At 52.3% G+C, this 21,464-nt stretch carries 19 protein-coding genes; 15 read left to right on the plus strand and 4 right to left on the minus strand.

The window, feature by feature from the left end; all coding sequences use genetic code 11:
- The first annotated feature begins 11 nt into the window (after positions 1-11).
- Entirely contained in the window at positions 12-557 is a 546-nt protein-coding gene (locus SH668x_RS05730; protein WP_437187738.1) for a rhodanese-like domain-containing protein, read from the plus strand.
- 99 nt (positions 558-656) lie between these two features.
- On the opposite strand, the gene epsC is transcribed toward SH668x_RS05730, so the two are convergent.
- Entirely contained in the window at positions 657-1,610 is a 954-nt protein-coding gene (gene epsC, locus SH668x_RS05735) for a serine O-acetyltransferase EpsC (protein ID WP_437187739.1), read from the minus strand.
- A gap of 687 nt (positions 1,611-2,297) precedes the next feature.
- On the opposite strand from epsC, the gene SH668x_RS05740 reads away from it, so the two are divergent.
- The 6 genes from SH668x_RS05740 to SH668x_RS05765 all read left to right on the plus strand — a co-directional run bounded on the left by SH668x_RS05740 (position 2,298) and on the right by SH668x_RS05765 (position 9,555).
- Entirely contained in the window at positions 2,298-2,753 is a 456-nt protein-coding gene (locus SH668x_RS05740) for a SufE family protein (RefSeq protein WP_437187740.1), read from the plus strand.
- Positions 2,754-2,893: 140 nt separating this feature from the next.
- Positions 2,894-4,135, plus strand: a complete 1,242-nt coding sequence (locus SH668x_RS05745; RefSeq protein WP_437187741.1) for an aminotransferase class V-fold PLP-dependent enzyme — start codon at positions 2,894-2,896, stop codon at positions 4,133-4,135.
- 223 nt (positions 4,136-4,358) lie between these two features.
- Positions 4,359-5,585 carry a homoserine O-acetyltransferase MetX gene (metX, locus tag SH668x_RS05750; RefSeq protein WP_437187742.1) on the plus strand — a complete coding sequence of 409 codons (1,227 nt, stop codon included), beginning with the start codon at positions 4,359-4,361 and terminating at the stop codon, positions 5,583-5,585.
- A gap of 9 nt (positions 5,586-5,594) precedes the next feature.
- Positions 5,595-6,224 carry a methionine biosynthesis protein MetW gene (gene metW / locus SH668x_RS05755; protein WP_437187743.1) on the plus strand — a complete coding sequence of 210 codons (630 nt, stop codon included), beginning with the start codon at positions 5,595-5,597 and terminating at the stop codon, positions 6,222-6,224.
- Between the two features lie 167 nt (positions 6,225-6,391).
- Positions 6,392-7,330 (plus strand): DUF58 domain-containing protein, encoded by a 939-nt coding sequence (locus SH668x_RS05760; RefSeq protein ID WP_437187744.1) that lies wholly within the window; start codon positions 6,392-6,394, stop codon positions 7,328-7,330.
- Between the two features lie 101 nt (positions 7,331-7,431).
- Positions 7,432-9,555: a BatA domain-containing protein gene (locus tag SH668x_RS05765; protein WP_437187745.1), complete on the plus strand. Its 2,124-nt coding sequence runs from the start codon at positions 7,432-7,434 to the stop codon at positions 9,553-9,555.
- Between the two features lie 141 nt (positions 9,556-9,696).
- On the opposite strand, the gene SH668x_RS05770 is transcribed toward SH668x_RS05765, so the two are convergent.
- The gene (locus tag SH668x_RS05770; RefSeq protein ID WP_437187746.1) at positions 9,697-11,328 is read right to left on the minus strand and encodes a multiheme c-type cytochrome; all 1,632 of its coding nucleotides are present in this window, start codon (positions 11,326-11,328) and stop codon (positions 9,697-9,699) included.
- 380 nt (positions 11,329-11,708) lie between these two features.
- Between SH668x_RS05770 and SH668x_RS05775 the strand changes: the two genes are divergently transcribed.
- Positions 11,709-12,989 carry an outer membrane beta-barrel protein gene (locus tag SH668x_RS05775; RefSeq protein WP_437187747.1) on the plus strand — a complete coding sequence of 427 codons (1,281 nt, stop codon included), beginning with the start codon at positions 11,709-11,711 and terminating at the stop codon, positions 12,987-12,989.
- Positions 12,990-13,410: 421 nt separating this feature from the next.
- On the opposite strand, the gene rplT is transcribed toward SH668x_RS05775, so the two are convergent.
- Both rplT and rpmI read right to left on the minus strand, forming a co-directional pair.
- A complete protein-coding gene (gene rplT, locus SH668x_RS05780; RefSeq protein WP_437187748.1) occupies positions 13,411-13,773 on the minus strand; it encodes a 50S ribosomal protein L20 in 363 nt (120 codons plus the stop codon).
- 182 nt (positions 13,774-13,955) lie between these two features.
- Positions 13,956-14,159, minus strand: coding sequence for a 50S ribosomal protein L35 (gene rpmI / locus SH668x_RS05785; protein ID WP_437187749.1), 204 nt, complete (start codon positions 14,157-14,159; stop codon positions 13,956-13,958).
- A gap of 496 nt (positions 14,160-14,655) precedes the next feature.
- Here rpmI and gap point away from each other — a divergent pair, with 496 nt between their 5' ends.
- From gap to SH668x_RS05820, 7 genes are all read left to right on the plus strand, one after another.
- On the plus strand, positions 14,656-15,675 hold the full coding sequence (gene gap / locus SH668x_RS05790; protein WP_437187750.1) for a type I glyceraldehyde-3-phosphate dehydrogenase: 1,020 nt from the start codon (positions 14,656-14,658) through the stop codon (positions 15,673-15,675).
- Between the two features lie 230 nt (positions 15,676-15,905).
- Positions 15,906-16,592 carry a ribulose-phosphate 3-epimerase gene (rpe, locus tag SH668x_RS05795; RefSeq protein ID WP_437187751.1) on the plus strand — a complete coding sequence of 229 codons (687 nt, stop codon included), beginning with the start codon at positions 15,906-15,908 and terminating at the stop codon, positions 16,590-16,592.
- Between the two features lie 14 nt (positions 16,593-16,606).
- Complete coding sequence (locus SH668x_RS05800; RefSeq protein ID WP_437187752.1) at positions 16,607-17,167, plus strand: histidine phosphatase family protein; 561 nt, start codon at positions 16,607-16,609, stop codon at positions 17,165-17,167.
- 159 nt (positions 17,168-17,326) lie between these two features.
- Entirely contained in the window at positions 17,327-18,232 is a 906-nt protein-coding gene (accD, locus tag SH668x_RS05805) for an acetyl-CoA carboxylase, carboxyltransferase subunit beta (RefSeq protein WP_437187753.1), read from the plus strand.
- A gap of 145 nt (positions 18,233-18,377) precedes the next feature.
- Positions 18,378-19,247, plus strand: a complete 870-nt coding sequence (locus tag SH668x_RS05810; protein WP_437187754.1) for a serine/threonine protein kinase — start codon at positions 18,378-18,380, stop codon at positions 19,245-19,247.
- Between the two features lie 146 nt (positions 19,248-19,393).
- Entirely contained in the window at positions 19,394-20,953 is a 1,560-nt protein-coding gene (gene gltX / locus SH668x_RS05815) for a glutamate--tRNA ligase (protein ID WP_437187755.1), read from the plus strand.
- Between the two features lie 53 nt (positions 20,954-21,006).
- Entirely contained in the window at positions 21,007-21,441 is a 435-nt protein-coding gene (locus SH668x_RS05820; RefSeq protein WP_437187756.1) for an ester cyclase, read from the plus strand.
- Positions 21,442-21,464: the final 23 nt, after the last annotated feature.

Genomic DNA, 21,464 nt, shown 5'->3' on the forward strand with positions numbered 1-21,464 from the left:
GATCTGTCATTATGAGTACAACAATCACCGCGTCCGACCTCTCGCGTCTTGTGCAACAACTGGGCGGGGTCGACTTGATTGATGTGCGAACTCCGGTTGAGTTTCGGGAAGTTCACGTCGATTTCGCGAAGAACGTCCCGCTTGATCAACTCGATCCGAAGCAGGTGATGGCGTCCCGGGCGGGAGACTCGAGTGCTCCGTTGTACGTGATCTGCAAATCTGGGGCTCGTGGTGAGCAGGCCCGCAAGCGATTCTCCGAAGCAGGATTCAACAACGTTGTGAACGTCGAGGGTGGGACGCAGGCCGCTGTGGCCGCTGGACTTCCCGTTAATCGTGGTCAGAAGGCGATGTCACTGGAACGGCAGGTCAGAATCGCTGCCGGTTCAATCGTGTTGACGGGTGTCTTGCTCGCGTGGTTCGTAAATCCAGCGTTCGTTTGGCTCTCCGGTTTTGTCGGAGCGGGGCTGGTTTTCGCAGGAGTGACAGACACGTGCGGAATGGGGATGCTGCTAGCCCGCATGCCGTGGAATCAGGTTTCAAATTCCTGCAAGGCATAGGTTGAACGGTTGTGTCCATTGTTGCATCGACTGTCGACTCAAGACCCGTTGCAAGGACTGTGAATTTCTCTGCCCTGTCACATTCCCCTGAGTCAGGGGCTAAATGCCGGAGCCATCGTCGAAGACTTCGCTGCGAACTTTCGCCTGTGAGATGTTACTGCCGGGAGGAACGCTATGCGTCAGCCAGACGTTTCCTCCGATGACGGAATTGGCACCAATCGTCACTCGACCCAGAATTGTTGCCCCTGCGTAGATGACGACGCCATCCTCGACAATCGGGTGACGGGCGTTCCCTTTCAGCAGGACTCCGTTTTCGTCGACGGGGAATCGCTTGGCTCCCAGAGTGACCGCCTGGTAAATGCGGACCCGTTCTCCAATGATCGCCGTCTCCCCGATCACCACGCCGGTTCCGTGGTCGATGAAAAAACTTCCTTTGATCGACGCTCCGGGATGTAGGTCAATCCCGGTAATGGAATGGGCGATCTCCGTGATTATTCTCGCGACCAGTCGTGCGCCTAAGTTGAACAGTTCGTGTGCCATTCGATGGTGCAGCATGGCTGTGACGCCGGGATAGCAGACGAGGATCTCGTCCACACTTCTCGCAGCTGGGTCTCCTTCAAATGCTGCTTGAATATCACTTTCAAGGAGCGTGCGAATGCGCGGAATGTGGCTGGCAAAAGTCCGCACAACCTCGACCGCCTGTTGGCGTTTCTCATCGGGCGAGCGGGACTCCACGTCGAAGAAGTCCAACTCGTGAAGCACTTCTTCAACCAGTTCGGAGAGGGTGACGTCCAACAGGTGTCCGACGAAGTAATCGACGTTGGCATTCGCCAGGTTTCGCCCGCCTAATCTGTTCGGGAAGATCGCTGTCGAGAGTCGTTCGATGATGCTGGAGAGTTGCTTTTTGGAGGGGAGTTTTTCCTGTCGACCAGCGCGATTTCGCAGGTTCAGGGAATGTTCCCGCAACTGACTGAGCTCAGCGACGATGCTGTCAACATTCCAGTGAGCGTCGCTGAGTGGGCGTAAATCTGACTTTGGAAGAAAGTTTTCCACGTTGGTCTCTACGATTGCAGAATGTTCTGAAGAGGTTGTTCAGGAGAACTTGCAAGTCGAGCTAGTCAGGAACGGATCACGTCCTGTTGCTCCGGAGACCGGTCACAAAAGATGCTCGAACAGATCCACTGTTGATGATCGGATTCTCTCAGTGCGAATCTCTATTTGCAATCTGACTTTCGGGCGAAAGGTGGTGTCGGTTTATGAATTGGTTGAAGAAAACCGTCGATGCGGAGTTGTTTGATGGGATCCGGTGAGATCTGATGGAGCCGTTGGATGTCGTTTCTGCTGCGCGTAACTTTTTTGTTGTTCGTGAGTTATGTGTCTGGGACTGTTGAGTTGAGCCCCCCGGGTGGATCGATCCTGCCGGAGGAGTCGGGCGAGGTTTCCTGTTTCATGGAACTGGATGTGGCACCGATTTGCTCATTGCTGCCAGCTTTCTAAAATAGTTGCATGTAAATAAGAGGTTTGTCGTCACCTTTGGTGAAGGTGAGATGAAGCGGTTACACTGCTGATGTGTTTCCCGGTTCCGTCGCTACTCGTAGCAAGAATTTCCGGAGTTGTCGTATCAAGCGGGACGAGAGTTCGCTGGTCGTTACAACCGGTGGGGATGTCAAAGCTCATTGAGCGGTTTTTGGAAAGATTCGACTTTTTTCAAAATCGGCTTGGGCGCAATGGAGGAATTGATTGTCTACTGTAATTGATATGACACTCAACGATCTTTACGAAGAGTTCGAATTTCTGGCTGATTGGGAAGAGCGATGCGACTTCCTGATTGATCTTGGATTTGAATTGCCCAAACTTCCGAACGAAGCCAAAGTTGAAGAAAACCGCGTTCACGGCTGTCAGAGCAATGTCTGGTTGGTGGCTGAACTGAACGAAGGAAACAGTCCAGCGACGATCGAATTCGTTGCCAATAGCGACGCCATGATCGTGAATGGTCTCATCGCGGTGCTGAGTCTGATCTACAACGGGAAGACACCAGCCGAGATCCTCAGCACAGACGTTGAAAAGATCTTCCGCAAGCTGGAACTCGATCGACATCTGAGTTCGCAGCGACGGAACGGTTTGTTTGGAATGGTGACTCGTCTCCGTGATATCGCTGCTGAAATTCAGGCACGAATTGAAGCGGCAAGCGTGTAATTCTGGATGCTGGCTGTGAGCCCTTAGCTGTGAACCAGATCGTGATGGCGGTGTCATCAGTTAAATCCGTTCTGCTGTGACGCGGGTCGTGGCAGCGGAGAGAGAAGGCGCGAGCCGATTGCGACAGATGGATTTCTCAGATGGTTGATCAAGCCTTTGATGTGACCGCAATTCGGCGGCAGTTTCCCGTGTTTTCACAGGTTCTGCCGAAAGGTGTTCCCGTCACCTATCTCGATACCGCTGCCTCGGCTCAGAAGCCCGAGTCGGTGATCGCGGCAGAGAGGGAGGTCTACGAGACCCACTACGCCAATGCCTATCGCGGAGTCTATCGGTTCGGGGCTCAGATCGATGAGGAACTGGAGGCAAGTCGAGAAGCTGTTCGTGCATTGATCGGAGCAGCCAGTGCGAATGAAATCGCTTTCACATCCGGGACGACACTCGGCCTGAACACGATTGCATTTGGTTGGGGACGACCTCATCTGAAAGCAGGCGATGAAATTCTCCTCAACTTGATGGAGCATCATGCCAACTTTGTCCCGTGGCAGCAGGTTGCCAAAGAGACAGGGGCAGTGCTGAGGTTCCTTCCGTTGACGGATGAGGGGGAACTCAATCTCTCGCAGGTGGACGAGTACATCAATCGTCACACCAAAATCGTTGCGGTCACGGCGATGTCGAATACGCTCGGAACACTCAATCCGATCAAGGTGCTTTCTGAGAAAGCACACGCTGTCGGAGCCATTCTGGTTGTTGATGGTGCCCAGAGTGTTCCCCATGGAAGCACAAACGTCATCGATGAGGGAATCGATTTTCTTGCGTTCTCAGGGCACAAGCTGTACGGGCCGACCGGAATCGGTGTGATTTACGGGCGGCGTGAATTGCTCGAAAAAATGACGCCATACGTATTTGGCGGACACATGATTGATCAGGTGAAACAGGACTCGTCCACCTGGTCTGATATTCCAGCGAAGTTCGAAGCTGGGACGATTCCTATTGTTCAGGCGATCACGCTGAAATACGCGATTGATTTCCTGAATGGAATTGGCTTCGACGCGATTCACAAGCACGAGCAAGAGTTGACAGCGTACGCGTTCCAGCGACTGGGTGAGATTGAGGGATTGAAGATTTATGGTCCACCTGCTGATCGACGGGGAGCACTGATTTCTTTCACAATCGATAAAGCCCATCCTGAAGACTTGGCGCAGTTGCTCGATCGAAAAGGAGTGTTTATTCGGCACGGCCACCACTGCACCATGCCGTTGCATCAATGGTTGGGCGTTTCCGCGACGATCCGGGCGAGTTTTGGTGTTTACAATACTCAGGAAGATGTCGACACGTTGGTATCGGGGATCGATTTCGCACTAAAGAAGTTGCGTTTACGGTAGCTGACGTTTCACAATTCAGTGATGTGTCGCCGTCAGGCTCAGTGCTGAAGCGATTCAAAGCGTGGTCGACTCCGTTGTTCCGTCATTCTCCTCCATTTCCCGCATTGGCTGGTCCCTCTTCCGTCTGTGATCTTCTGAATCTCGCAGGCTTCATTTCGATTGATCAAACGTTCGAGTATCATCATTAACTGTCATTCAATCCCCTTGCGACCGGATCGACCGGATGGCTACTGACTTCGTAACTCCCGAGCCTTCAACAATCTCGTCGACAGCAGGTGCCGGGCTGGTCGAACGGCGGAGCGCCACGCTGTTTTCAGCTGAGTCTCCGCTGGTTCTGGAGAGTGGGGCGACGCTTGGGCCTATTACCGTTGCTTACGAAACTTATGGACAGCTGTCGGCGAAAAAAGACAATGTGGTTTACATTTGTCATGCGCTGACTGGCGATGCTCACGTCGCTGGCCGTAATGCTCTTGAAGACCGTAAGCCAGGCTGGTGGGATGGGTTCATCGGGCCGGGCAAAGCGATCGACACAAACAAGTATTTTGTCGTTTGTTCAAACGTACTCGGAGGCTGCCAGGGAACGACGGGGCCAAGCTCGATCGATCCCAAGACAGGTGTCCCTTACGGTGGCAGTTTTCCATTCATCACAATTCGGGACATCGTCTGCGTCCATGACACCCTTCTCGATTACCTTGGAATAGGCAAAGTGTTGGCGGTTGTGGGGGGGAGTCTTGGCGGGATGCAGACGCTGGAATGGGCGGTCACCCATCCCGATCGCATTGGAGCCTGTGTTCTGCTGGCATCCGGGGCGAAACTGAAGGCTCAAGGCATTGCCTTCAATGCGGTGGGGCGTCGGGCGATTAAAGCGGATCCCCTCTTTAAGGATGGAAACTACTACGATCAACAGGAGAAACCTCGCTTCGGACTGGCTCTCGCCCGGATGGTTGCTCACATCACGTATCTGTCTGAAGAGTCGATTGAACTGAAGTTCGGTCGTCGATTGCAAAACGGGGATCAGCTTCAATACGACCTCAGTTCTGAAATCGAGTTTCAGGTTGAAAGTTACTTGCATTATCAAGGTCGCACGTTCGTTGATCGATTCGATGCCAACAGCTATCTGGCACTGACTCGGGCGATGGATTATTTCGATCTGGCTGAAAAGCATGGATCTTTGGCAGCGGCGTTTTCCAAAGTGAATTCGCGATTTTTGGTCGTGGCATACAATTCGGACTGGTTGTTTCCAACTCCTCAGAGTCTGGAAGTCGCTCAGGCTCTTGTGGAAGCTCGACGACATGTGACGTTCTACGAATTGCAGTCACCGTTCGGGCATGATGCATTCCTGGTTGATCAGGAACTCCCGAAACTCGAACGACTGGTTCGACCGTTTCTGGCAAGAGCTCACCAAGACGCGATCTTCGCACCTCCCACCTCAGGTCCATCAGAAAGCTGATTTCGTTCGATGTGTGCTAAACGACTTCAACTTGCAGACCCCAGATCAGCAGTCACGAACGATCTCATCATTCAACAGATCGAGCCGGGAACTCGTGTCCTTGATCTTGGCTGCGGCGATGCGGAATTGCTTGAGCGATTGCGACTGGAACATCGCTGTGATGTGCTGGGGGTTGAGTTCGACGAAGAAGCCTTCGTGCAGGCAATTGAACGTGGCGTCCCGATCCTGCAGGCTGACTTGAACGAAGGTCTCAAAGTTCTTCCGTCCCAGTCATTTGACTACGCGGTGATCAGCCAAACGTTGCAGCAGATTCGACGTCCTCTTGAACTATTGCATGATATATTTCGGATCGCCCGACGCGCCATTGTTGTGGTCCCGAATTTTGGCTACTGGAGAATCCGGATGCAGATTGGTCTACAAGGTCGATCTCCGGTGACAGACAGCCTTCCCTATGAATGGTACGAATCACCGAACGTCCACTTTCTGTCGATGCTCGATTTTCGTGAGCTGGCCGGGCGGGGCAACTTTCACATCGTGAAAGAGATCCCCATCATCGGCACCCGGGCAGTGAAGAAAGCCATGTTCGCGAATGTGCGTGCTCAAAGTGCGATGTACGTGCTGGAGCGAGCTGACCTGTAATCAGCGGGTCTACGGTCCTGAATTCGATCCCACGCTCGGCCTATGTAGGCCTGTTTCTACTTACTTCGGTTTCCTGAATCGAAGTCACTGAGGTAAGATGTTGCTTGTTCTGGATGGCTCATCTGGAAATAGCTGCACTCGATGACCTGTAGATTCTGGGGGGCAGGATGGCTCAATCCAGTTCAAGTGAAACGGGAAACTATCCTGCACCATCGTTTATCGATGTCGCGACGCTAATGGAGATTCAATCGCTTGAATTGCGTGCGAAAGCGATTGTCGAGGGACTTTTCAGCGGATTGCATCGTAGCCCTTATCACGGCTTTTCTGTCGAGTTTACTGAGTATCGTCAGTACGTGAACGGAGATGATCTTCGCTTTCTCGACTGGAAACTTTTTGCTCGTAGTGATCGCTATTATGTAAAGAGGTTCGAAGATGAGACGAACCAGCTGTGCCATATTCTTCTCGATAACAGTAAGTCGATGTCCTATGGATCGTTGACGTATTCGAAGTCGGACTACGCGAAGACTTTGGCAGGCACGATCGCGTATTTTCTCAATCAGCAGCGAGATGCAGTCGGTCTCTATCGATTTTCTTCACAGCTGGATGAACTGATTCCACCTCGTTACCGAGTGGGGCATCTTCGCAGGATCATCAACAGTCTTGAACAACAACCGGAAGGGAACTCCACCGGTTTGAGCGAGGCGTTGGAGCAGGTCGCTGATCTGGTCTCAAAACGCGGGCTGTTTGTGTTGGTCTCAGACCTCCTTGCTCCTCTCGATGAACTCGAAACTCGCATTTCGTATCTCCGGGCAAGACGGAGCGAAATGGTTCTTTTTCAGATTCTGGATCCCACTGAAATCCACTTTACATTCGATCAGGCAACCCTGTTTGTCGACGTCGAAACCGGGCAGGAGATCTACGTCGATCCGGTTGTTGCAAAAGAGAACTATCGATCGCAGTTTCAGAAGCATCAGGACGGAGTCGTGCGGATCTGCGAACGATTGGGGGTTCACCTGCATGTCGTCTCCTCGGAGGCTCCGATGGAGCAGGTGTTATTCAATTTCCTGAAGAGCCGAAACAATGTGCAGCCAGTAAGCCGTCACTGAATTGAGAGTACTCTGGTGTTGTTACGTCTCAGGTTGATGAAGATCGAACTGCTGGGGCGGCAACGAATTCGAGATGACAATCGTCTCTTGAGGAAACAGGAATGAGTTTTCTGGCACCGTTCTATCTGCTTGCAGGTCTGGCGATTGGATTGCCGATCGCTTTTCACATGATCCGACGGACGCCTCAAGGACGAAAGATCTTCAGCAGTACGATGTTTCTTTCGCCCTCTCCGCCTCGTTTTGCGAGACGAAGTCGGATAGACGACTGGCTATTACTTCTTCTGCGGGCCGCTGCGATTTGTCTGCTTGCGTTTGCGTTTGCTCGGCCATTCTACGCTTCCAGTTTGATTGAAGCCGTTTTGCCAGATGTTGCGAAACGAAAGGTGTTTCTTCTCGACCGATCGGCCAGTATGCAGCGGACAGGATATTGGGACCGTGCGAAATCTCGGTTGGTTGAGGATATCCGTAATTCCGATCCATCAGATGTCGTCAGCATTCAATGTTTCGATTCGCAGGTTCAGACTGTTTTGAGCTTCGAGGATTGGCACACGCTCGCTTCCGGAAATCGTCTGGTTGAAGTCGAGCGACGATTGTCAGAGCTGAATGTCGGTTTTCGTCATACGGAAGCGGGAAAAGCGTTGATTCAGGTTGTCGATGGAATGTCCGCTGACTCAAATCTGCCGGAGTCCCAGAATGAAATCGTGCTGATCTCAGACGTTCAGCTAGGGGGAGGCTGGGATGTTCTACATGGAACTGTCTGGCCTGAAAACCTGACGATTCGGGTGATCGAGGTGAGCGAGAAAGGGGAATCGAACGGGGTAGTCCAATTGGCTCGTTCTGAAGGGGGCTCAAACGGCACGGTCAGGTTTCGACTGACGAACGCAGCGAATTCCCTGAAAGAGAATTTTCAAATCGTCTGGCAGGACCGATTCAATCGAACGGATGAACAGGTCCAAAATTCGGGGCATCACGAGTACGTCGCTCCCGGACAAACGCTCACCCTCTCCTTGCCAGAGTCCGCAACACCTGAGTTGACCGAGAAGGTTGTGTTGAGCGGAGATGATGTTCTGTTCGATAATGAATGCTTCGTTGCACCACCACAACAGCGAGTGATTCGGATCGCCTATTTGGGGCAGGGTGATGAACTATCCACTTCAGAGGGGCTACTCTTCTTTCTTCAACCTCTGTTTCCAAGTGACAACTCGCGCCGCGTTCAAATCATCGATTGGAAAGAGTCGTCCAGCCCAACGTGGGACGGTCAGCCGATTCAGCCGGATTGGCTAATCGTCGGGGGGACTCCCGATCAGTCGCAGTTGAGCTGGATCAAGGATTTTCTGAACAGCGGCGGCAATCTTCTCTTTGTCGCCAGAAATGCTGATCAGGCAATCGGAGTGTATGACCTGCTTGAGCTTCCTCGCTCAGAAGTTAAAGAAGCGACAGTGAAGCAGTATGCTTTGCTTGGTCGAGTCAATTTAAAGCATTCCGTGCTGCGGCAATTTAACGATCCGCGGTTTTCGGATTTCACCAAGCTCAGACTCTGGAAATACCGTCAATTTCTTTCGGATAGCTTTCCAAATTTCGAAGTTTTGGCCGCTGCGGAAGATGGCTCGCCAGTCATCAGCGAGATAAAGAGTGGAAGTGGAACGGTGGTATTGTTTGCATTGGGCTGGAACCGCGATGACAGCGATTTCGCCGTCTGGAGCAAATTTGTTCCACTGATGAACAGCTTGCTGGAATTAGCCGTTCCGACACTTGGGCAGCATCGGCAGATGACTGTTGGAGAGTCTCTCCAACTCTCCGAATTGAAATTCGAAAGTGAAGCAGTCTTTGTGCAGCGTGGGCAGGAAATCGTTAGTAAAAACCTGCATGAACCGTTTACGTTCGAGCGAACTGGGCTCTATCGGTTCGCGGGGACAAGAGACGACTTATCAAACGGAAATGCTGTCCAAATCGCTGTGAATCTCGATCCACAGGAATCTAGAACAGAGCCGTATTCGCTGGATCAATTGGTTTCTACTGGGGCGCCGTTGCAACTGGCACCAGCAGTGCCGGCACGCGGTGAGCAATTGAGCCTCGGGCAACAGCGTCAGTTGCTGAATCGAGAACTCGAATCGAACCAGCAGTGGTGGCGGTGGATTGTCGTTGCTGGTCTGGTGGTACTGTTGCTCGAGAGTATTTTGGCGGCGTGGAAGGCTCGTCGAACAACCGTTCTCTCTACTGTCTAAGTTACGGACGAAATTGATTCAGTTTCGACCGGCCCGAGCAGTTCAGAGCCTCTTTGATCGTGGACGAGAGACGTTGCGCGTTCAAACGATCCAGCACAGCGTCTTTTGCTTTCAGGGCAAGTCGCTCTCGCGAAAATCGAGTTAATCTTTACGTCCGCTGTGATTGACTTTCGGCCAGTATTTCTCGAAGTCAAAGTGCGGACTGTTGTCTCCATCGTGGCATTTTCCACAGACGTCGTTTTTAGCTTTGCTGAGCGTGAGCTTCATCGCGTCACGACCAGCTTTCATTTCATCCGTGACCGCAGTACCGCGAGCCCATGCTTTCTCGAGCTTCACATGTTCCCCACCAGAGCCATGGCAGTTTTCGCATTGCTGACCAGCCAGATGTGGGGTTTGTTCGAGGTCGATAAATCCACTGTCGAATCGAAGAGCTTTTTGTGCGTCCCAACCCGTCGTATGGCAGGTAAGACATTCCGGGTCCCAGAGGCGGTTGACCCAAGTGTTTTCCGTGCCGGGATGTCCTTTCTCGAGACTTTCCAATGCATGTGCGTGCTTCGTCTGGGACCAGACGTTGTATGCGTAGCTATGGCATGACTTGCACTCCTGAGCCCCGACAAACGCCCCACTTTGGGGGTCAGAAATTTTCTGTGCTGTCAGCTCCGGCCAAGCGGCCTTCAAACGATCTTGATAGTCCTGCATCAGGTCCCGCATCGCAGGGGCATCTTTGAAGCGGGATTGGTCGAGTGACAAGACTTCATACTTCATCTTGTTCTCAGGATAGAGCCCGACAATCGCAGCGTTCTTTCCCTTTTTGCCGACCTGTACGAGCAGAGTATTTCCAATGTACATCGACTCAGATTTCGGATCTTCAACGGTTCCAATCGTGGCGACGATGTTGAACGCCGGGAACTCTTTGGCCAGTTCGATCGATTCTTCGAGTGTCGATGCCGAAAGCAGGACGGTGACGTTCGGCTGTTGAGCCTGCAGTGCTTCAATGGCCGCTGGCAAAACATCTCTGGCGTCCTTCACGAGCAATTCTTCTGCTTGTCGGGTGACCCCGACTGCCTCCAGTTCTTTGCGAGCCTGATTGCCGACGATCGAAAGGACGCCAACTTTGACTCCTCCCACGTCGACGATTTTCGACTTCAGCGGGGTTCCCAGATCATCAGAACCAAAGATCGTTGTTGACGTGCCAATGAACGGCACATGGAAATCCGCGAGCCCTTCGGTCTGAGTGAATTGAGTGAAGAGATTGCTCGCCCCCAAAAGTAACTCTTCTTTGCCGAGCCCTTGCGCCTGATAGCCGAGGGTATTAAGCCCCTTGAGCATAATCGCGAATTTTATCAGGGTTTGTGGATATGTGACGCGGGTTTCATTCAACGAACCGCCGACTTCGAAGGCGGTAGTGGGCCATTTCTTTTCCTCGGTGAGAAGTTTGATCAAGCCGCCACGACGGGCAAATCCGCCGGATTGATTTTCTGCGCATCCGCAGGGCTCGAGGTAGCCGTGGACGTCCCCGGTAAAGATCAACGCCGCGAGTGGCGTTTGCCAATCTTGAAGGACCTCCGCTGGCTGCGTATCGGAAGCTGCGCCACCAGTCCCATAGCGTCCGGTCTCGATTGCGGCGGAAGTCTCTGTCTTGTCCGTTTCGTCAGCAGCTTCTTTAGCAGGCTTTGGGTTGCAGGCAGTGACAATGCAAATCATCCAGACAAAAACCATCGCCAGTGCGACCTTGGTTTTCGGATTGAATTTTTGCGTGGAAGAACTGGGCATTGTAGATTCCTGAAGCTGCGGTCAGTTCCGATGGAAGCCTCGGTCTGAATTTCATCAATGTTGATTCTAGTTTGTTAAAAAGAATGATGTTAGGGGAGATTTTGGCGACAGGGTGTCTCCTTTTGATGCAGGTGTGACCGGTTAGGTAGTTTGTGACGTCCAGTGTGGATTTTCCGTATCTGCTTACGGTCGCATGTCGATTGAACGGTTGGAAAAAACCGAATGTGCCTCTGAGAAAGGAGCTTTGGCGGGTAAAAGGTCCAGGAACGAATCGGGCATCCCGTCAGATCAATAAATCGAGGAGCAACAAGAGGTTTAGCACAAACCGGGAATCGGAGCGCTCACGCTTCCCAGGAATTTATTTCCTGGAGTAGATTCATATGAAACGGTTTCGTGGTGCCGGGCTGGCACTGTCTGCTGTTGCATTTCTTGGCGCATCAGACGTTGCCTTTGCACAAAACCAACAGGTGATTGATCAGGCAGCTGCAGTTTTCAACGAAGGTGAAGCACCCCTCATTCAGCAAATTCAAGGGGACTGTTACGTTCCGGCATCTGAATTCGCTTGCGATGCTGGTGGCGGATGTCACACAGGGAAATACTTGCTTGGGCCAGACGATCCCTTTGATTTAGGGGAGACAATTTTTGGAACGGATTCAGGCTGGGATATCGGCGGATGGACCAGCTGGGGCTTCAGCACCGCGAACGACGGTGTCTTTGCAACCTACCCACATCACTTCCAGAACAACCAGACAAATTTATTCGTTGAGAAAGTTGCTGATGGCAGCAACGGGATTGGCTTCGGGGGCCGTATTGATGTGATGTATGGAACGGATGCATCCAACACACAATCATTCGGTAACAGCTACGGTGCATTCGATTTTCGTAATAACTTCGGAGTGTACGACTGGGCGATTCCTCAGCTATACGCTGAAGTCGCTTATGACAAGCTCTCCGTGAAAATCGGACACTTTTACACACTATTGGGTTATCAGGTCGTTGCCGCTCCAGACAACTTCTTTTATAGCATTCCTTACACATTCAACTTCGGCGAAGCGTTCACTCACACAGGCGCCATTGCGACCTATGAAGTAAGCGACCGCCTGACAGTGTACGGGGGTTATACTTTTGGTTGGGACACTGGTTTCGATCAGATCAACGGTGGTAGCAGCTTCCTCGGAGGAGCAAGTGTCGCTGTGACAGACGATGTGACAGCAACATACATTCTGACCGCAGGTAAACTCGGTTGGATCGGCGAAGGATATTCTCACAGTATCGTTGTTGATTACGTCATCAACGATAAGTGGGAATACGTCTTCCAGAGCGACCTGGACACGATTGGAAATTCACCGAACGGAAGCGGTGGAGCAGGGACACGCTACAGTGCAATCGGCGTGAACCAATACCTCTTCTACACTGTGAACGACAACGTCAAGGCTGGTGCTCGCGTCGAATGGTGGAAGGCAAATGGAACATCAATGCAGGAAATGGCCTACGGTATCAACTACCGTCCAATGGCTAACCTGCTGCTCCGACCAGAATTTCGTTACAACTGGTCGAACGGCGTTCCAGGCTTCCTGCCAACAGTTGCACCGAACGCATCGACAGTCGGCGACTACACGAACAATGCACTGTTCATGATGGACGCCGTTGTGACATTCTAGTCTTTGGCTATAGACGTCGAGCGTGTTCAGGCAACCTGAGAAATTGGGGAGCCTCACGTGTAGAATTTGATCGAACAACACGTCCGCAAAGAGCTTCTTTGCGGACGTGTTTTCGTTGAGAGACTGGTCCGCTTCAGTGTGAACTCAGGCTTCATTTAGCCCCTGCCTCAGTGGATCGTGACGGCGAATGCTGGCAAACGCTCGTCCAACTGGTGAGTTTTTTGCCGCCCTGTCGTGAATAGTGAATTAGGGGGTGTGGGGATCAACCTAGCAGATTTCCTCGGGCCAGAGAGAGTCAATGCCCGAGAGGTGATCGTCGCGAGAAATGTGGCGATGATGTGAGAAAGAGAACACAAGAGGAGGCGCAGCAAAAAGAGCCCGTCAGTCGATGACGGGCTCTTTTACTGTATCGATTGGGAACTTACGCCTTTTGAGCGAGTGCGCCCTTGGCTGCGTTCACAATTTCGTCGAACACTGCTGGTTCGAGGATTGCGAGTTCGCTGAGCATCTTGCGGTTAACAGTGATGCCAGCCAGTGTCAGACCATGAATAAACTCGGAGTATCGCAGACCGCGGATCATGCATGCTGCGTTGATACGAGTGATCCAGAGCGAGCGGAAGTCACGCTTCTTAGCACGACGGTCACGGAACGCATAGACGCGAGCGCGGATGATGTTTTCTGCGACTGTTCGCCACAGACGACTACGTCCACCCCAGAAACCTCTGGCTTCGCGAAAAATGCGGTTCTTCTTTTTCCGCCGAGCTTGTCCGTATGAAACACGCATGACTCAAGTTCCTCTTCAGCAATCGCAATGGCGACGCTTTTGACTGATCTCAAAGGGATCAATCCTCGCAATTGATCCAATAATAAACAGTTTCTTGCCGGCATCTGGCGTTCTCGGAGGAGAGTTGGCCAGAATTTGACCCGCCAGCGGCTCCCAAAGTGAGGGACCTATGGGATCGGTCTTTACAGGATTGGCCGAAGAGCATCGACAATCATGCGGGCGTTAGCACCGCATACGATACCGCCATTACGGAGTTGGCGTTTACGCTTACCGCTCTTTTTACCAAGGATGTGACCACGATTGGAGGCACGGTGTTTGGCTTTCTTGCCGGAACCGGTCACCTTAAATCGTTTGGCAATCCCTTTATGTGTTTTCGCTTTAGGCATCACTATCACCATCTTGCAAAAAAATCGAAGCGGGGAGTGTAGGCAAAACCTCACCCGGAGTTCTAGTCCACCAAGCAGGAATTTCTTTGCAGTGGCAAGACTTGCTTTTCTGTCCCCGTCTAACCTCGTTTCCCGACTTGGTTTAAGCACCAAGATGGTGTGAGGCTGCGCAGCAGGGGGCAGCGTTAAGCCGACGAGTTTATCGATTGAGGTCGTTGGCGTCTACTCTGTTGCAGGGCTGTTGTGCTGGTTGCGGCGATCGCGATGAATGGCGAGATTGATTTGTTGGAGAGAGTGTGGGTGGGCGGTATGCGGTGGTGGATGCAAATGTGTGGGCGGGTTGATGCGAAATTGTCTCAGAATTGAGAGGATCGTGAGTAGAGGCGGGTGCTGTCGTTGCTGATTTGTGACATCATCATGAGGTGGATACAATGCCCGCGAAGCTCACGAAAATAAAAGTGGAAAACGTTCAGAACTGAATTTGGAGAAGTAACCAGTGGCAGTCACAGTTGGTATTAATGGTTTTGGTCGTATTGGGCGAATTACCTTCCGTGCGATGATGGCTCGCGCTGGAGAGTTCGATGTTGTTGCCATTAATGACCTGGGTGATCCAAAGGCACTGGCAATGCTGTTGAAATACGACAGCGTTCAGGGCCGCTTCCCAGGTGAAGTGAAGGCTGAAGGGGATTCTCTCGTTGTTAACGGGAAGAAGATCAAGGTTGTTGCCGAGCGTGATCCTCGCAACCTCCCTTGGAAAGACCTTGGCGTCAATGTTGCTCTCGAATCAACCGGATTCTTCACCGGTCGCGCAAAAGACGGCAAGCCTGGTTACGACAGCCATATTGAAGCAGGTGCGAAGAAGGTTGTCATTTCCGCTCCAGCTTCGGACAAGCCAGACCTCACAGTTGTCTGCGGTGTGAACGATGATCAGCTGACAGCCGAGCACAAAACTGTTTCCAACGCGAGCTGCACAACCAACTGTCTCGCTCCGATGGCGAAGATTCTGCACGAGAAGTTCGGTATCGAAAAAGGTCTGATGACCACCGTTCACGCTTACACAAACGATCAGCGTGTTTCGGATCAGATTCACAGCGATCCACGTCGTGCTCGCGCTGCTGCAATCAACGTCATTCCAACTTCAACCGGTGCAGCTAAGGCTGTGGGTGAAGTTCTCCCAGCGTTGAACGGCAAACTGACGGGGATTTCTTTGCGAGTTCCAGTTCCAACTGGCTCTGTGACAGACCTCGTTGCAGTGATGTCTCGCGACGTGACTGCTCAAGAAGTGAACGCTGCAATCAAAGAAGCAGCTGAAGGGCAGCTCAAGGGGATTCTGGAATACACAGAAGACCCAATCGTCTCTTCAGACATCATTGGTAGCACCTACAGCAGCATCTTCGACGGAAGCTGGACTCAGGTGATCGGCGGAAATCTGCTGAAGGTCTTGAGCTGGTACGACAACGAATACGGTTACTCAAACCGAACAGCAGACCTGATTTCCAAGATTGCCAAGCTCTAATCGATAGTGGCAATTTCGGCTTGAATTGAGAGTCGCCCGCCGTGTCAGCACGGCTGGCGGCTCTTCTTCTTAGGGTTTAAGTTCTATTGCATTTTGTACTTACGGAATTCGCAAAGTGTGGATGCTTGACGTGGACAAATGTGATGTACAATTGAGCTCGTAATTACAGAACGGAAGCTGATTGCGGATTTCAAAATCCGTCACAGTTTTCAAAGGCGAGGTTCGAGACAGTGTCCAAACCGATTCCGCAGAAGCCAATCATTGCTCCTTCGATGTTGAAGTGCGACTTCGGCGATCTCGCAGCCGAGATTGCGAAATTAGAAAAGGCAGGCGCTTCAGTATTGCATTTGGATGTAATGGACGGCCACTTTGTTCCAAATCTGACTTATGGGGCAATGGTAGTGGAAGGGTTTCGGAAACGAACCTCTCTGGTTCTGGATATTCATTTGATGATCGACGATCCAGCTCGCTGGGTGGACGACTACATTAAAGCGGGTGCTGATTGGATTACGTTTCACATTGAGGCGTGTTCCGATCCTGTTCCATTGTTGAAGAAAATTCGGCAAGCCGGGTGTCTCGCAGGACTTGCGATTAATCCCGGGACGCCGGTAAGTGCAATTGCAGAATACCGGAATGAATGCGATCAGATTCTTGTGATGAGCGTTCAGCCGGGGTTTGGCGGGCAGAAGTTTATTCCCAGTTCAACGGACAAGATCAGAGAAGTTCGTGAACTGTTTAACGCCGACGTGTTGATTTCAGTGGACGGTGGAATTGGTCCTCAAACCATTTCTCAGGTCGCTGGCGCAGGTGCGGATGTTTTTGTTGCTGGAAGTTCGGTCTTTGATCAACCCTGCTATCGCACAGCCATTGAAGCAATGGTGTCGTTGGCAAAAGGGGTTCGAACTTATTCGGCCTAGTTCACGGAACTGAAATGTCACAATTTGTCGTTCGGCCAGGGGCAACGGATTTCGATGTCCAGGATCGGATTCAGGGAGCACTTGATCTCCCTCTCAATGCGTGCGGACTTGCGCAAGTTGAGGAACTTGTTGAGAAACTCCGAAATGAGCGTCTCGACGTCATTTACACATCCCCCTCGGAACCATCGCTGAGCTCTGCTCAGATGTTGGGGAAGGGCTTGGGCGTTGTTGTGAAGGTGCTTGACGGGTTGGCGAATGTCGACCTTGGGCTGTGGCAAGGGCTGGCGCGAAATGAAATTCGTCATAAGCAGCCTCGCGTCTTCCGCCAGTGGGAAGAAGCTCCGGAATCTGTCTGTCCTCCTTGTGGAGAGCCGCCGGAGGAACTGATTGCGCGCATTGAGAAGTCGTTGCGTAAGCCGGTTCGCAAGGGGGGAAGTTTCGCAATTGTTGCTTCGGATCCTGTTGCAGGGCTGGTATTGCGGGCACTTCGTGGGCATTCATCATCTGTGAATTGCGATGCGAGTGAGCCTGGTACGTGTTCGGCTGTTCATGCGTTAGAGCACGTGGAAATCTAGTTGGGATTCTGATCTGGTTGAACTTCCCCTGCTTCGAGCCAAGCTCGCAGGGGGAGAGGGAAGTGGACTCGACAATTTCGACGCAACTCCCGATGATGACCGCACCTCGTTCGTATGGAACGAATGTGGTTTTCAAGTCTGACTGGAATTTCCTGTCGAATGTTGAATCAAATGAGCACCGGTTCTGACGCAGTACGCCCGAATTCAGCGACTCCTATTCCCGACGTTCCCGCGGAACAGACTGGTTCGCGTAAGAAGCGTGGCGTTCCCGAGGGCCTTTGGCTCCGGTGTGATGCCTGTTCGGCGACGATTTTTCGCAAACATCTGGAGAAGAATTTCCGGATGTGTCCTGAATGTGGCTACCATTTTTATGTTCCCGTCTACGCCCGCATTGAGCAGTTGCTCGATGAGGGGAGCTTCGAAGAGTTTCACAGCGATCTGATGCCGAAGGATCCGCTCGGTTTTTCAGACAAGAAGCCTTACAAGGTGCGGCTTGTCGAAGAACAGAAGAAGACGTCTTTGAAGGAAGCCTGTGTCGTCGGACGTGGGCATTTGCGTGGGCGACCGCTCTTGCTCGGATTGACTGACTCATCTTTCATCATGGGAAGTATGGGGTCAGTTGTGGGTGAGAAGCTGACTCGTATCGTCGAAGAAGCAACCCGCACTCTGCTTCCTTTGGTGATTGTCAGTGGTTCCGGCGGAGGGGCTCGAATGCACGAGGGGATTTTCTCCCTGATGCAGATGGGCAAGGTTTCCGCAGCATTGGGACGCTATCATGAAGCAGGCGGACTCTTTATCTCTGTGCTGACGAACCCCACGATGGGTGGGGTGGCAGCGAGCTTTGCTTCGCTGGGCGACGTCATCATTGCAGAGCCCAAAGCATTGATCGGGTTTGCTGGTCCACGTGTGGTCAGTCAGACGATCAAGCAGCCATTGCCGCAGGACTTCCAGTCCAGCGAGTTCCTGAAAGAGCACGGGTTCGTCGATCGCATCGTCAGTCGTGAAGAGCTTCGCGGCGAGATTTCCAGACTCATTGACTACTGTGTCGTTCCTCGCGGTCATTAGGGCAAAACAATTTGTTTTTGCTCAATTCATCAGCGGAACTGCATTTCAGTCTGCCTCTCCTCGGTTAAATTGGAGTTGCAGCAGACGTCAGTGCGCGATGCGGGTGATGAGGTGACAGGTCGCCTCCCAGACTCAGTGGAATCTCATGAGCTTTCTGAAGCGGCTATTCTCCGGAAAACGGGCTGAGCCCAAAGTCGATATCGAAAAACGCTTTCAGTTACAGACTCCCATTGGGCGTGGGACGATGTCCAAAGTCTGGAAAGCGATTGACCGCAATTCGGGCCGCACAGTGGCCTTAAAGGTGCTGGATAAAGCGAAAACTCTGCGGCTCGAACAGCGATTTGTCGGCATGAATCGCCCCAAAGAAGGGGAAATGGCGATGAAGCTGAATCACGAGAACGTCGTGAAGACTCTTGAGCACGGACTGACGACTCATGATGAACAATTTCTCGTCATGGAATTTATCGAGGGAATGAGCCTCGGATTGTTGGTTGAATCCCAGAATGCGCGGATGAAGGCGAATTGCCTCTCCTATTGCATTCAACTCGGGGAGGCGCTCGATTATCTCCATCGCAGCGAGTGGATTCACCGTGACCTCTCACCTCGCAACGTTCTGATTACCAACGACAATCGGGTGAAGGTCATCGATTTTGGGCTGATGGTTCCGAACACGGAAGTATTTCGGCGCCCCGGGAATCGCACTGGGGCTGCTGCGTTCATGGCACCGGAGCTGATTAAACGGATGCCAACCGATGAACGGATTGATATCTACTCTTATGCAATGTCGTGTTACGAGATGTATACGAAACATCTTCCGTGGCCTTCGGCAGACACGATGGAAGCGGTGTTGCAGCATCTGAACGCGCCGCCGAAAGAGATCCGGGCGTATGTTCCCGGTCTGGATCCTCAGATCGCTGAAACCATCATGAAAGGCCTGGAACGCAACCGCGACGATCGTTGGAAGTCGGTCGGGCAAATGGTCAGCGAGTTTCGGGCTGCAGCCTCGCGTCAGTAGGGAGAGTTTCCCGACGCGTGACTCGTAACGACGATTCCGAATGGTAGAAAACTACTGCTCCGAAGGCTCGGCGAGTTTCGGACGTCCTGCAATTTGCGTATCCTCATTTCTTTCAGATTCTGATTCCCTGCACGCGTTGAATGCTCATGACTGTTCGTACACGTTTTGCCCCCTCGCCGACGGGTTACATGCATATTGGCGGGATGAGAACCGCTCTGTTTAACTGGCTCTGGGCGCGTCACAATGGCGGACAATTCATTCTGCGGATCGACGATACCGATCAGCAGAGAAACATGGACGAAGCGCTTGCTCCCATTCTGGACGCGTTTCGCTGGCTCGGTCTGAATTGGGACGAAGGGCCGGAAGTGGGCGGGCCTCATGGTCCTTATTTCCAGTCACAACGATTGGGGCTCTACTCTCAGGCATGCGAGGGCCTGCTGGCTAATGGACTGGCGTACATGGATTTCGATACGCCCGCTCAGACACAGGCGGATCGCGAAGCTGCCGAGAAAGAGAAGCGGACTTTTCTGAACATTCGTCGTTCGTTGGATCTCTCTCCAGCTGAAGTCGAAGAGAAGCTGGATCGCGGTGATCCGTACGTGATTCGATTCCTCGTCGACCGGACTCGCAAAGTTGCGATCGATGATTTGGTTCGTGGGCATGTGGAATGGGATTGCGGCCTCATTGCTGACCCCGTGATCATGCGCGGGAATGGAATGCCGCTTTACAACTTTGCATCGGTCGTGGACGACATCGATCTCGAGATCACGCACATCATCCGCGCGGAAGAGCATCTGACAAACACCGCTGTCCAAGCGTTACTGTTTGAAGCGTTGGCGACGACGATGCCACACTTTGCTCATATCCCGTTCGTGGCGGCACCGGGGACGAAAGAGAAGCTGAGCAAGCGCGAGAAGAGTCTCGAGAAGTATCGCAAAAGTCCGCAGTTCAAGAAGCTGTTCGAGATTGCAGACGAGGTCCTCCCCAAGCTTGGATTAGGCGATTCGGCGACGCTCAATCCGGTCATGGTCGCTTACTACCGCGAAGTCGGATTTTTGCCGGGGGCGATTCTCAACGGACTTTCTCGCTTGGGATGGTCGCTTGACGACAAGACAGAGAATATGTTGTTGCCATTCATCATTGAGAACTTTTCTCTTGATCGAGTGGTGAAAGCTCCTGCAGGCCTCGATCCCGATAAGCTGCTCTCCTATCAGGAATACTGGATGGGACAGGAGTCGTTGGAGTCTCGAGTCGCGGGATGTGTTCCTTATCTCGTGAAATCGGGAATTCTGGATGAGAAAGAAGTCGAGATTTCGCGGCTCAAGTCGCTCGTATCGATTCTTGGTGATCGGTTGAAGTTGTTTAGTGACATTCTCTCTTACGAAGAATACTTCCTCGCGGACGATCAGCTGAAGTATGATGAGAAGGGGTTCGCGAAACGAATCACGCAGGCGGAGCGTGCAGCGGAGTTGCTGACGAAGTACAAAGATGTTCTCGCAGCGTCACCCGATTTTACTGCAGGTCCGCTTGAAGAAGAGTTTAAGGCATGGATGGAGCGCGAAGGGATTTCCTACGGAGATATCGTCCATGCACTTCGAATTGCAGTGACAGGGAAGACCACGGGGCCGGGGATGTTTGAATGCCTCGAACTTCTTGGGCGGGAAAGCAGCATCAAGCGCATTGAGTCGACATTGAAGCTGATGTAGAGAAATGTTGTGAGTGGGGCGAGTTCATTCCTGAGCGGGTATTGAAGTTTCCCATGAGTCTACCACAAGACCCTCTGTACGTTGTTCAGCGCTGGTTCGAAGAAGTCTGGAACCAGCGTCGCGTGGACGTCATCTATGAACTCATGAGTCCAGAGAGCATCTGCCATTCGGACGTGGGGAGTCTCTACGGCCCGGATCAGTTCCGTGAGAGGCACTATGAACCGCTGATTGCATTCTGTCCTGATCTCTGGTTGAGTGTTGAAGATACCCTGATCGAAGAGGATCAGGTTGTGATCCGCTGGGAAGCGACAGGTGCGCATACGGGGATCGGGCTGGGGCTCAATTCATCTGGCCGCGGATTTACGATCTCCGGAATGACCTGGGTTCGGGTCACCAATGGTAAAATCGCTGAGGCTTGGCAACAGTCGAACTTCAGCAGCGTGCTGGGATCACTCCGCTCAACACTGGCAGTTCAGCAGCAGAGATGATTTCCGTGTCGAGCTAGTTTTCG

The organism is Planctomicrobium mucosum, assembly GCF_051466335.1.
Classification (GTDB): Bacteria; Planctomycetota; Planctomycetia; order Planctomycetales; family Planctomycetaceae; genus Planctomicrobium.